11 protein-coding genes are annotated in these 12,274 nt (G+C 63.9%); 4 read left to right on the top strand and 7 right to left on the bottom strand.

All coding sequences use genetic code 11. From position 1 onward, the window contains the following. Positions 1-2 precede the first annotated feature (2 nt). Positions 3-875, bottom strand: a complete 873-nt coding sequence (locus tag ABIA96_RS01215; RefSeq protein WP_354135192.1) for a MurR/RpiR family transcriptional regulator — start codon at positions 873-875, stop codon at positions 3-5. Between the two features lie 87 nt (positions 876-962). Between ABIA96_RS01215 and ABIA96_RS01210 the strand changes: the two genes are divergently transcribed. Then, positions 963-2,150 (top strand): amino acid ABC transporter permease, encoded by a 1,188-nt coding sequence (locus ABIA96_RS01210; protein ID WP_354135191.1) that lies wholly within the window; start codon positions 963-965, stop codon positions 2,148-2,150. A gap of 2 nt (positions 2,151-2,152) precedes the next feature. Beyond that, a complete protein-coding gene (locus ABIA96_RS01205; RefSeq protein ID WP_354135190.1) occupies positions 2,153-3,259 on the top strand; it encodes an amino acid ABC transporter permease in 1,107 nt (368 codons plus the stop codon). Positions 3,260-3,330: 71 nt separating this feature from the next. On the opposite strand, the gene ABIA96_RS01200 is transcribed toward ABIA96_RS01205, so the two are convergent. Both ABIA96_RS01200 and ABIA96_RS01195 read right to left on the bottom strand, forming a co-directional pair. After that, positions 3,331-4,749, bottom strand: coding sequence for an amidase (locus tag ABIA96_RS01200; protein ID WP_354135189.1), 1,419 nt, complete (start codon positions 4,747-4,749; stop codon positions 3,331-3,333). Positions 4,750-4,865: 116 nt separating this feature from the next. Next, complete coding sequence (locus ABIA96_RS01195) at positions 4,866-5,642, bottom strand: SDR family oxidoreductase (RefSeq protein WP_354135188.1); 777 nt, start codon at positions 5,640-5,642, stop codon at positions 4,866-4,868. Between the two features lie 158 nt (positions 5,643-5,800). Here ABIA96_RS01195 and ABIA96_RS01190 point away from each other — a divergent pair, with 158 nt between their 5' ends. Then, positions 5,801-6,874, top strand: coding sequence for a tartrate dehydrogenase (locus ABIA96_RS01190; RefSeq protein ID WP_354135187.1), 1,074 nt, complete (start codon positions 5,801-5,803; stop codon positions 6,872-6,874). Between the two features lie 184 nt (positions 6,875-7,058). Here the strand turns inward: ABIA96_RS01190 and ABIA96_RS01185 are convergent, their stop codons facing one another. The 4 genes from ABIA96_RS01185 to ABIA96_RS01170 are packed head-to-tail and all read right to left on the bottom strand — an operon-like array spanning position 7,059 to position 11,268. After that, positions 7,059-8,132 (bottom strand): malate/lactate/ureidoglycolate dehydrogenase, encoded by a 1,074-nt coding sequence (locus ABIA96_RS01185; protein ID WP_354135186.1) that lies wholly within the window; start codon positions 8,130-8,132, stop codon positions 7,059-7,061. Positions 8,133-8,143: 11 nt separating this feature from the next. Beyond that, positions 8,144-9,055 (bottom strand): NAD(P)-dependent oxidoreductase, encoded by a 912-nt coding sequence (locus ABIA96_RS01180; protein WP_354135185.1) that lies wholly within the window; start codon positions 9,053-9,055, stop codon positions 8,144-8,146. A gap of 12 nt (positions 9,056-9,067) precedes the next feature. Then, on the bottom strand, positions 9,068-10,318 hold the full coding sequence (locus tag ABIA96_RS01175; protein WP_354135184.1) for a Zn-dependent hydrolase: 1,251 nt from the start codon (positions 10,316-10,318) through the stop codon (positions 9,068-9,070). Positions 10,319-10,350: 32 nt separating this feature from the next. Further along, positions 10,351-11,268, bottom strand: coding sequence for a LysR family transcriptional regulator (locus ABIA96_RS01170; protein WP_354135183.1), 918 nt, complete (start codon positions 11,266-11,268; stop codon positions 10,351-10,353). A gap of 119 nt (positions 11,269-11,387) precedes the next feature. Here ABIA96_RS01170 and ABIA96_RS01165 point away from each other — a divergent pair, with 119 nt between their 5' ends. Next, positions 11,388-12,203: a putative hydro-lyase gene (locus ABIA96_RS01165; RefSeq protein ID WP_354135182.1), complete on the top strand. Its 816-nt coding sequence runs from the start codon at positions 11,388-11,390 to the stop codon at positions 12,201-12,203. Positions 12,204-12,274 lie beyond the last annotated feature (71 nt).

Here is a 12,274-nt window from a genome sequence, read left to right as displayed (position 1 = left end):
GGTCAACCTTTCTCTGGGACGTAGGTCGAGGCCGCGGCGAGCCGTGCCTCGGTATCCTGAAGGCGCTTTTTGGCGGCGGCGCCGCCGAGCGAGAACGTCACCGCGGCCAGCGACTGTGCAATCGCGAGCGCCCCCGTGAGGCTCGGGAAGAAGCCAGGCGAGGAAGCCGCCTCGAACAGCAACACGTGGTCGGCGCCCTCGGCCATTGGCGCTGAGAGGCTATCAGCGATCGCAATCAGGGCTGCGCCGCTGCGATGAGCGGCTTGCGCCACGCGGACGCTGGCATGTGTGTAAGGCAGGAAGCCGATGACGATGACGGCTTCGCCGGGCCGGAACGCGCCGAGATCGAGATCGTCGGGGCCGGACACGCCAACGAGTTGTACCTGTTCGGGTCGGAAGAGCCGGAGCTCGTAATTCAACAGTTCTGCGACACTGCGGCAACTGCGATAGCCGGTGATCCAGATCCGTTTTGCATCGTGGAGGGTGCGGGCCGCGTCCGCGATCGCGTGGGCGGAGATCCGCGGCAGGCCCGCGGCTTCGGCCTCAAGCTTGTCCGCGACGAGTGTGACGTCGGCGTTCGGTCCGTGACGGCGGCTTCTGGCGCGGCCGGAGAAGGGTGACGTCTGCGACGGCCGCCGAGCCTCGGTGAGCGCGGCGCGCAATTCGTCCCAGCCGGAATAGCCGATCGCTTTTGCAAGGCGCGTAAACGCGGCGGGATCGGCGCCGGCTTCCGCCGCGAGGTCGCGCATCGAACGCGTGGTGGCATCGTAATCATTGGCCGCGACAAACCGCCCGACCTCCTGCAGCCGCATCGGGAGCGACGGCAACGCAATGCGGAGTTCGCTCAAGGGCGAGAATTTCGCAGGCTCGGCCATGAAACATTTGTTGCACGATTTTCGGTTTGGTGCAACAGTTGACGTGCGCCGCCGGAAATCGTTGCTCTTGAGAAGGATTTTTGCGCTGTGACCTCAGATGAACCCAGGCCACCACCGCGCCGTCGCTTGTTCGGCGCGCTTGGGCCAAATGAATTGAAAGGCCTGTTCTGGCAGGTGCTGGTGGTCGGCATTGCGGTCGCCGTCATCGTCTTCCTCTGGTCCAACACCGTCACCAACCTTTCGGCCCGCCGCATCACCACCGGCTTTGCTTTTCTCGGTCGCGAGGCCGGGATGCCGATCGCCGACAGCCTGCTCGCCTACAATCCGAGAGACAGCTACCTCTGGGCCTTCGTCGTCGGCGTCGCCAACACGCTGCGCGTCGCCGTGATCGGCATCGTGCTTGCGACCATTCTGGGCACTCTGATCGGCATCTCGCGGCTGTCGGCGAACTGGTTGCTGTCGCGGTTCGCTGCCGTCTACGTCGAGGTCCTGCGCGACATTCCGCTGCTGCTTCAGTTGCTGTTCTGGTACGTGCTGATGCAGGCCTTGCCGGCGGCGCGCGCCGCGTGGCGGCCGGTCGAAGGCGTATTCCTCTCCAATCGCGGCCTGATCCTGCCGGCGATCCCGGTTGGCTCGCCACAGCTCTGGGTGTTCGGCACGGCCCTGCTGGGATGCGCCGCGTTCTATGTTATTCAGCGCTGGCTGGTCGCCCAGCAGATGCACGACGGCAAGCCGCGGCCGGCGTGGCCCTTTGCGCTTGGCTTCATTGTCGCGCTGCCGGCGGCGGTATCGCTGTTGCTTGGCGTGTCCTGGAAGGTCGAATGGCCTGAGCTGCGCGGCTTCAACTTCGTCGGCGGACTGACGCTCGCGCCGGAATATTTCGCGCTGCTGATCGCACTCGTGACTTACACGTCGGCCTTCATCGCCGAGATCGTGCGCAGCGGCATTCAGTCGGTGCCGCGCGGTCAGTGGGATGCCGGCAGCGCGCTTGGTCTGCGCCGCAGCTTCATGTTGCGGCAGATCATCCTGCCGCAGGCGCTGCGCGTGATCGTGCCGCCGATGACGAGCCAGTATCTCAATCTGACCAAGAACTCCTCGCTCGCCGTCGCGATCGGCTATCAGGACGTGGTCTCGATTGCGAACACCACGCTGAACCAGACCGGGCAGGCGATCGAGGCGATCTCGTTGATCATGGCGGTGTTCCTGACAATAAGCCTCGGCATCAGCTTCTTCATGAACTGGTACAATGCGCGCATCGCGCTGGCGGAGCGCTGAGCATGACAGCGATCACCGATATTCCAGAGGTGCCGCGTGCCGCCCGCCGTCCGCAAATCGGTAATCCGGCGCTGCGCTGGCTGCGCACCAATTTGTTCTCCTCGATCCCGAACGGCATCCTCTCGGTCGTCCTGCTGGCGGTGCTCGCAAAAGGCGTGATCAGCTTCGCGCAGTGGGGCATCGCCAACGCGGTCTGGCTCACGCCGGCTAACGATTCCAGCGCCTGCAAAGCCGTGCGTGGCCTTGGCGCCTGTTGGGCCATTATCCCGGAGAAATACCGCTTTATCTTGTTCGGCACTTATCCGTTCGACGAACAGTGGCGGCCCGCGCTGTCGGTCGTGCTGTTCATCGGACTATTTTTTCTTTCCTCGCGCCGCGCCTTGTGGCGGCGCGAGTTGGCCTATCTGTGGATCGGCGCGCTCGCGCTGATCAGCGTGCTGATGTGGGGCGGGGTGTTCGGACTTTCCTTCGTCTCGCAGGATCGTTGGGGCGGCTTGCCGGTAACGCTGATCCTGGCGACGTCTGGATTGGCGTTTGGTTTCCCGCTCGGCATTCTGGTTGCGCTCGGCCGGCGCTCAAGGCTGCCGGCGATCCGCTCGCTCTCGGTGCTCTATGTCGAACTGATCCGCGGCGTGCCGCTGGTGAGCCTCCTGTTCATGGCGAGCGTGATGTTTCCGCTGTTTATGCCGAGCGGGTTCAACATCGACAAGCTGCTGCGGGCGCAGATCGCGATCATCCTGTTCGCGGGCGCCTATCTTGCCGAGGTCATCCGCGGCGGCCTTCAGGCCGTGCCGCGCGGGCAATATGAGGCTGCGGACGCGCTGGGGCTGTCCTATTGGCGCAAGCACCGGCTGGTGGTCTTGCCGCAGGCGATCCGCCACGTCATTCCGCCGCTGGTCAACACCTTCATCGCGTTCTTCAAGGACACCAGCCTCGTGCTGATCATCGGCATCTTCGATCTGCTGACCACGGCCAAGACCGCGATCATCGATCCGGCCTGGCAGCAGTTTTCGGTGGAGGTCTACATCTTCGTCGCCGCGATCTATTTCGTCTTCTGCTTTGCAATGTCGCGCTATAGCCGGAGCCTGGAGGCGACCAGCGCGAGGTGAAGGCTTCTCGTGTCGCGGCTCTGCAGCGCACCGCGAAGGAGCGCTGCGCTACGTCCGGCGCACGAGAGAAGCTACCTCTTCATCCGCGGATCAATCGGCGTCTGCCCGCGCAGGCCCAGAATATCCTCCAGCACCTTCGCGCCCGCAATCACCTGCGCATCCGCACGCGGTGCGCCGACGACCTGCACGCCGACCGGCAAGCCCGAGGCGGTGAACCCGCAGGGCAGCGACAGCGACGGGCAGCAGGCGAGCGTGATCGCGTAGACGATGCCGAGCCACTCGACATAATTCTCGAATGTCTTGCCGGCGCATTCCGCGACATAGCGGTCCCCGATCGGGAAGGGCGGCACGATCGTGGTCGGCGTCAGCAGCAGATCGTAGGTCTTGAAGAACTCGATCGCGCGCGCGGTCATGCCGACGCGCTGTGCTTCGGCGCGTGCGAGCTGCTCGACCGTCAGCTTGAGGCCTTCCTCGATGTTCCAGATCACCTCGGGCTTGAGCAGGTCGCGCTTGGTGCGCAGCAGATTCGCCTTGGTGATCGCGAAATCGAAGGCGCGCAGCACATGGAAGCATTCATGCGCCTCGCGCCAGTCCGGATGCGCCTCCTCGACGATGGCGCCGGCTTCCGCAAAGCGCTCTGCCGCCTTGCGTGTGATCGCCTTCACCTCGGGATCAACCGGTGTGATGCCGAGATTGGCAGAGTAGGCGATACGCTTCGGCTTGCCGCCCGAGCGCGCGGCCGACAGGAAAGAGGTTGCAGGCGCTGGCAGCGACAGCGGATCGTCTGCATAGTCGCCGCTCATGGCGTCGAGCAGCAGTGCGAGGTCCTCGACATTGCGGGCCATCGGGCCGACGACGCCGAGATTGCGATCGATGCCCGATTTGGGGGTATCCGCGACGCGGCCGATGCTCGGCCGCATGCCGACCACGCCGCAGAAAGCCGCGGGGCTACGCAAGGAGCCGCCCATGTCCGAGCCCTGCGCCAGCCAGGCCATGCCGGTGGCAAGCGCCACCGCGGCGCCGCCGGAGGAGCCGGCCGCCGACTTCGAAACATCCCAGGGATTGAGGGTCGCGCCGAACACTTCGTTGAAGGTGTTGGCGCCGGCGCCGAATTCCGGCGTGTTGGATTTGGCGTAGACGACTGCGCCATTGGCCTCGAGATTCTCGACCATGAGGTCGGACGTCGCAGCGATGTTGTCCTTGAAGATCGGCGAGCCCTGTGTGTTCAGCACGCCCGCGACATCGGTCAGATCCTTGATCGGCAGCGGCAGGCCCGCCAGCAACCCACGCGCGCCGGCCGGCTTCTGCATCAGCGCCTTCGCGTTGGTCCGCGCGCGGTCGAAGCATAGCGTCGGTAGTGCGTTGACCTTGCCGTCGACCTCGCTGATGCGCTTCTCCACCACATCCAGCAGCTCGAGTGGAGACACGTCGCCGGAGCGCAGCTTGTCGACGACGGCGCAGGCCGTTTCGCGGATCAGGTCCTGAGACAATTATTTTACTCCTCTGTTACCAAGCATTCCGTCATTGCGAGCGCAGCGAAGCAATCCGGAGTCTTTCCGCGGTGAGATTCTGGATTGCTTCGCGGCGCTCGCAATGACGGAGAAATCTAGCCCCACCCGGCGCTGATGCCGCCGTCGACCGTGTAGATTACGCCGGACGTATAGCCCGCGCGATCCGAGGCCAGGAACGCCATGAGGTCGCCGATTTCACGCGCATGCGCAGGGCGGCCGAGCGGCAGGCCCTTCTGGAATTCCTTGTAGCGGTTCTCGTCGCCGAACTGGTGCGTTGCCCGCGTCTTCAGCAGCGTGACGTGACGGTCGGTGCCGACAGGGCCGGGATTGATGCCGACCACGCGGATGTTGTCGGCGAGGCTTTTTCCACCGAGCGCACGGGTGAAAGCCATCAGCGCCGCATTGCCGGCGCTCCCGCAGACATAATTGGCGTCGAATTTTTCGCCGGCAGCGCCGATGTCGTTGACGATAACGCCGCCGCCCTTCGCCTTCATCTGCGCGTAGATCTGCCGCGTCAGGTTGATATAGCCGAACACCTTCAATTCCCAGGCGTGGCGCCAGGTCGGCTCGTCGATCTTGTCTATGGAGCCGCCGGGAATGTCGCCGGCATTGTTGACGAGCACGTCGATATCGGCGGCCTCCTTGGCGAGCCGCGTAATGTCTTCGGCTTTGCGCAGGTCCACGATGCTCGTCGCGGTATCGATCTGGTGCGCGGAGCGCAGGCGGTCGGCCAGCGCCTTGAGCTGATCGCCGCTGCGGGCAGCGAGCAGGAGGTTTGCGCCTTCCTCGGCAAACGCCTCGGCGGCGGCTGCGCCAATGCCCTTGGACGCGCCTGTGATCAGGACGCGCTTGCCACGCAGATGCAGATCCATGAGGGGTACTCGCAGGAGAGGAATAAGGATGAAATCAGTAGGCGCACGGCCGCGCCATGGTCAACATTGCAGTGCAGCGTTGCGCTGTCGCTGACTTTGGTCCATTGCAGTGCGGTCAAAAAAGGCGGCGGCTGCCGGATCAACCAAGGACGTTCTCGATGAGCAAGAAACAATACCGGATCGCGGTCATCCCAGGTGACGGCATCGGCAAGGAAGTGATGCCGGAAGGCCTGCGCGTTCTGGAGGCAGCTGCGAAGAAGCACGGTGTCGCCTTGCATTTTGACCATTTCGACTTCTCGTCCTGGGACTATTACGAGAAGCACGGCCAGATGATGCCGGACGATTGGAAAGAGAAGATCGGCAAGCACGACGCGATCTATTTTGGCGCTGTCGGCTGGCCGGCCAAAATCCCGGATCACGTCTCGCTGTGGGGCTCGCTGATCAAGTTTCGCCGCGAGTTCGACCAGTATGTGAATCTGCGTCCGGTGCGGCTGATGCCCGGCGTCCCGTCGCCGCTGGCGGGCCGCAAGCCCGGCGATATCGATTTCTGGGTCGTGCGCGAGAACACCGAAGGTGAGTATTCCTCCGTCGGCGGTCGCATGTTCCCCGACACCGACCGCGAGTTCGTGACACAGCAAACGGTGATGACCCGCACCGGCGTCGACCGCATCCTGAAGTTCGCTTTCGAGCTTGCTCAGTCGCGGCCGAAGAAGCATTTGACCTCGGCGACGAAGTCGAACGGCATCTCCATCACCATGCCCTATTGGGACGAGCGCGTGGAGGCGATGGCGAAGAAGTTTCCGGGCGTGAAGTGGGACAAGTACCACATCGACATTCTGACGGCGAACTTCGTGCTGCATCCGGACTGGTTCGACGTCGTCGTCGGCTCCAATCTGTTCGGCGACATCCTCTCCGATCTCGGTCCGGCCTGCACCGGTACCATCGGCATCGCGCCGTCGGGCAATATCAATCCTGAGGGGCATTTCCCGTCGGTGTTCGAGCCGGTGCACGGCTCGGCGCCAGACATCGCGGGGCAGGGCATTGCGAACCCGATCGGCGCGATCTGGTCGGGCGCAATGATGCTCGAGCATCTCGGCGAGAAAGTCGCCGGCAAGTCGATCGTCGATGCGATCGAGCGCACGCTTGCCGAGCGTACGCTGCGCACCAAGGACCTAGGCGGCAACGCCGACACCACGGCCTGCGGCACCGCCGTTGCGGATATGGTGGACTAAGGCGCCTGTTTCCCTCTCCCCTTGTGGGAGAGGGTGGCTCGCCGCGCAGCGGCGAGACGGGTGAGGGGTATCTCTCAGCAGACACCGCTCACAATGAGTTCGCGGATAGATACCCCTCATCCGGCGCTTCGCGCCACCTTCTCCCACAAGGGGAGAAGGAAGGCAGCGCGCCGCATCGGATCAATCAGCCCGCGATCTTCTCGATCGCAGCCTCACCCAGCCCGAACGTCTTCCCGGCCGCCAAAATTTCCTGCCAGGTCGTCGGATCGACCGGGATGCCTTCGGCCAGGCGCTTCCTCTTGGTCTCGCGCTCGGGCTCGCCGGCGATCTTGACCTTGTCGACGCCGGGGCCGGGTGGCGAGCCGGTATGCCAGGCGACGAAGCTCTCGACTTCGCGCGCCAGGTTTTCTCCGGTGCCAAGCTTGCCCGGATCGATGATGATCGAGAGCATGCCGTTGAGGACGTTGTGCTTTCCGTCGGACGGGCCCTTGACCACCTGCCCGCCAGAGAGCGCGCCGCCGAGGATTTCGCACACCAGCGCGAGCCCCGAACCCTTGTGCTCGCCGAACGGCAGGATGGCGCCGTGCGGCGGAATCACGGTATAGCGCGGATTGACGGTGGGCTTGCCCTCGTTGTCGATGATAGTGCCGGGCTCGAGTTCGACGCCCTTGTTGTGGGCGACGCGGGTCTTGCCCTGCGCGATCCTGCTGGTGGCGAAGTCGAGCACGATGGGGTCTTTGCCCCTGCGCGGGATGCCGACGCAGAACGGGTTGGTGCCGTGGCGCGCATCGCTGCCGCCCCAAGGCGCCACGATCGGGCGCGAGATCACGTTGACGAAGTGGATCGAGACCAGCCCGTGGTCGATGCACTGCTCGGCCCAATGGCCGATGCGGCCGATATGGTGCGCGTTGGAGAGGCCGACGAGGCACACGCCATTGCGCTTGGCGCGCTCTGCCGCCAGCTCCATCGCTTCATGGCCGATCACCTGGCCGTAGCCGGTGAGGCCGTCGAGGGTGAGAAGCGGACCGGTGTCGAGCACGATCTTGACGTGCTGGTTCACGGCCAGGCCGCCGGTGGTGACACTCTGGACATAACGCGGGATCATGCCGACGCCGTGTGAGTCATGTCCCCTGAGATTGGCCTCGACGAGATTGGTGGACACGAGCTCGGCCTCGCGGTCCGTAGACCCGCCCGCCCTGACGATGGCACGGATGACGTTGGTGAGCGGTTCTGCCTTGATGGTGCGATAGTCGGCCATTGTTGTTGCTCTTATCCTTTCACGATCCGGCGGCAATGGACCCATGCCGCTTCAATCAGGTTCTCACTCGCTTCCGGCGTGCGGAACGCCGAATGCGCCGACAGTGTCACGTTCGGAATCCTGGTCAGAGGATGGTCCGCAGGCAGCGGCTCGATATTGAAGACATCGAGGCCAGCGTGACGGATGTGGCCCAACTTCAGCGCGTCGATCATCGCCTGCTCGTCGACGATGGCGCCGCGGGCGGTGTTGATGAAGACGACGCCCGGCTTCATCTTCGCGATTGTCTCGCGGGTGATCATGCCGCGCGTCTCATCATTGAGCAGCAGGTGCAGCGACACGACGTCGCTTCGCGCCAGTAGTGTGTCGAGATCGGTGAATTCGACGCCGGGATGGGTCTTCGGCGAGCGATTCCAGGCGATCACCTTCATACCGCTGCCGGATGCGATGCGTGCGACCTCGGCGGCGATACCGCCGAAGCCGATCAGGCCGAGTGTCTTGCCGGTGAGCTGCATGCCGTCCTCACGCAGCCAATTGCCGGCGCGCATCTCGCGATCCATCATCGCGATGACGCGGGCCGAGGACCACATCAGAGCGATCGCGGATTCAGCCACGGCCGTGTCGCCATAGCCCTTGATCAGATGCACGGAGATGCCGAGCTCGGCGAGCTCCTCCGGATTCATGTAGCTGCGCGCGCCGGTGCCGAGGAACACGACGTGCTTGAGGCCCGTGCATTTCTTCGCCACCTCGGTCGGCAGCGCGGTGTGGTCGACGATCGCAATCTCGGCGCCGTCGAGGATGTCAGGATATTGCTCGGGCTTGATGTCGGGATTCCGGTGGATCCGCACCTTGGGATCGCCAGGCTTCTCCAGCCGCTCCATGATCACGGCAAGCGCTTCATTGGCGTCGGCGAAAACTCCGCGCATGTCTGTCTCCGATCAGGATGCGACGCCGGCGATCGCCAGCACGGTGTGCATCAGCACGTTGGTGCCCGCGGCGCAGTCGGGCTGCGTCGCATCTTCCAGCTCGTTGTGGCTGATACCGTCCTTGCAGGGCACGAACACCATCGCCGCCGGCATGACGGTGTTGAGGTTGCAGGCGTCGTGGCCGGCGCCGGAGGTGATGCGGCGAGAGGAATAGCCGAGCGTCTTGGCGGCGTTCTCGACCGCAGCAATGAGCTTCGGGTCGAAGTGCGTCGGCGGCTTGCGCCAGACGAGATCAATCTTGACCTCGACCTTGCGGCGCGTGGCGATCTCGTCAATGGCTGCGCGCAGATCGTGGTCCAACGCATCCATGATCGCGCCATCGGCGCTGCGGCAGTCCATGGTGAAGGCGATCTCACCGGGAATGACGTTGCGCGACGGATTTGCGATCACGGCCTCACCGATGGTGCCGACCGCTTTGGGGCCGTGCTTCCCGGCAATGCTTTCCATCGCCAGCACGATCTCGGAGAGCGTCGCCAGCGCATCGCGCCGCAACGGCATCGGCGTCGAGCCCGCATGGCTCTCGAAGCCGGAAATCTTGCCGTCGTACCACAGCACACCCTGACCGGAATCGACCACGCCAATGGTCTTGCCCTCGGCTTCGAGGATCGGGCCCTGCTCGATGTGCAACTCGACGAAGCAGCCGAGCTTCTGGAAGCCGACCGGCTTCTCACCGCGATAGCCAATGCTGTCGAGCGCCTGGCCGACAGTGGTGCCGTCGATGTCCTTGCGTGACAGGATGTCGTCTGTCGTGAAATCGCCGACATAGGCCGCTGAGGCCATCATCGCCGGCGCGAAGCGCGAGCCTTCCTCGTTGGTCCAGTTGACGATGCAGATCGGCGCTTCGGTTTCGATTCCGGCGTCATTCAGTGTGCGGATCACTTCCAGTGCGCCGAGCGTGCCCAGGATGCCGTCATACTTGCCGCCGGTCGGCTGGGTGTCGAGATGTGAGCCGATGCCGACGGGCAGCTTCGACATGTCGCGACCCTTGCGCAGGCCGAACTGCGAGCCGAGCGCATCGACATGCACTTCGAGGCCGGCGTCCTCGCAGGCCTTTCGGAACCAGTCGCGAACCTGCTTGTCTTCGCTGCTCAGCGTCAGTCTCCGTACACCGCCTTTGGCCGTCGCGCCGAACTGCGCGGTCTCGTGGATGGAGCCCCAGAGGCGGGCGGAATCGATTTGCAGATTAGTGGCGGCTCGGCTCATGCGTTCGTTCTCTCGATTGTCCGGCGCCCGTTTCAATGACGCGCCAGCGCGGGCGCGTCAACCGCGAGGCTGCTCTGCGCAATCTGACATGCAAGATCGGCGACGCGTTCCACCGCGACGACGTCGGGCGAGGCGAGCCAGCTTGCCGTGAATGTCAGCGGCGCGATCTCCAGATCGGTGTCGAGCAACTGCAGCCGACCGTCGGCGAGCTCGTTCTCGACGATGGCGTCGGGGATCACGGCGATGCCGAGCCCTTCCACCGCCATGTGGATCACTGTGGCAAGCGAGGCGGAGGCGTGAAGGCGGATCGGCGGCAAGTCCGGCCGGTCGAACACCTCGCGCACGACCTCGTAGGGCCTGGTCTTGCGCGGGAAGGTGATGATCGGAAATCGCGCGAGATCGGCGGGCGTCACCGGGCCATGGCCGAGTCCGAGTGACGGACTTGCGAGAAAGCCGATCGGGTAGTCGGCGAGCACGCGGTTGTGCACGCCCGAGGCCGACAGCGGTCCGACCACGAAGGCAAGCTCAATCTCCTGTGCAAGCAGGCGCGCGGTGAGGTTCGGCGTGATGTCGACCTCGATCTCCAGCGACAAGTTCGGATAGACCTCGTTCATGCTCTTCATCAGCCGCGGCAGCCAAGTATGCACGATGGTCTCGGCAACGCCGAGACGCATCACGCCGCGCATCGCCGATCGATCGCCGATCTCGGCGATCATCTGGGCGCGCAGGCCGATCAGCTTTTCCGCATAGACCATCATCTGCCGGCCGCTCGGGGTCGGCGAGGCCACGCGATGATCGCGGTTCAGGAGTTTTACACCCATCTCGCGTTCGAGCTGGGCGATGCGCTGGGAGATCGCCGGCTGGGTCGTATTGAGCCGCGCGGCGGCGCCGCGGAAGCTGCCGAGCTTCACAACCCAGAGGAAGGTTTCGATCGACCTGAAGTCCAGCATTGGAAGAATTTTCCCGATCGATAAAATAGATTTATCGATATCGATTAGAAAGGACGATTAGACTTTATAGTATGCTTGATGTTGGCTAGGCTTGTCGAGTTCATAGGCAGGTCGATCGCATGACTGTTTTGGTGGCAGCGCAGCAAACTGGAACTCCTGACACCCTCCCGAGTCGCCAGGCGCGGCTCGCCTATCGCAGCGGCGAGGTCGGTTCCACCGCGGGAGTCGCGCCCGGCTTCGTCCAGGGCAATCTGGCGATCCTGCCGGCGGAATACGCCAGCGCCTTCCATCGCTTCTGCCAGCTCAATCCGAAACCGTGCCCGATCATCGGCATGTCCGATGTCGGCAGCCCGCACATTCCCGCGCTCGGCGCCGATCTCGATATCCGCACCGATGTGCCGCGCTACCGTGTCTGGCGCGATGGCGAGGTCGTGGACGAGCCGACCGACGTGACCAGACATTGGCGCGATGATCTCGTGACCTTCGTGCTCGGCTGCTCGTTCTCGTTCGAGGAAGCGTTGCTCGACGAAGGGATGCCGATCCGCCACATCGAGCAGAACGTGCGGGTGCCGATGTATCGCACCAATATTGCCTGCGGCGAGGCCAGTCCGTTCGCGGGGCCGATGGTCGTCTCGATGCGTCCGTTCAAGCCGGCCGATGCGATCCGCGCGGTGCAGATCACCTCGCGCTATCCCGCCGTGCACGGCGCGCCCGTGCATCTCGGCCATCCGCACCTGATCGGCATCAAGGACATCACGAAGCCCGACTACGGTGATCCCGTACCTGTCGCCGGTGACGAGATCCCGGTATTCTGGGCCTGCGGCGTGACGCCGCAATCAGTGATCAATGCTGCCAAGGTCCCGTTTGCGATCACGCATTCGCCCGGCCTGATGCTGGTGACGGATCTCAAGAACAGGAATATGGCCGTGATTTAGTAGGCAGCGTTTGCTGCTTCTTCGGGCCTTACGGTATCGATCAATCGTTTCATTCGATCAGTCGAAATTCA

Source organism: Bradyrhizobium sp. LB11.1, assembly GCF_040549385.1.
Classification (GTDB): domain Bacteria; phylum Pseudomonadota; class Alphaproteobacteria; order Rhizobiales; family Xanthobacteraceae; genus Bradyrhizobium.
Note: the sequence above shows the minus strand (reverse complement) of the source record. Positions and strands in the feature narration are given on the sequence as shown.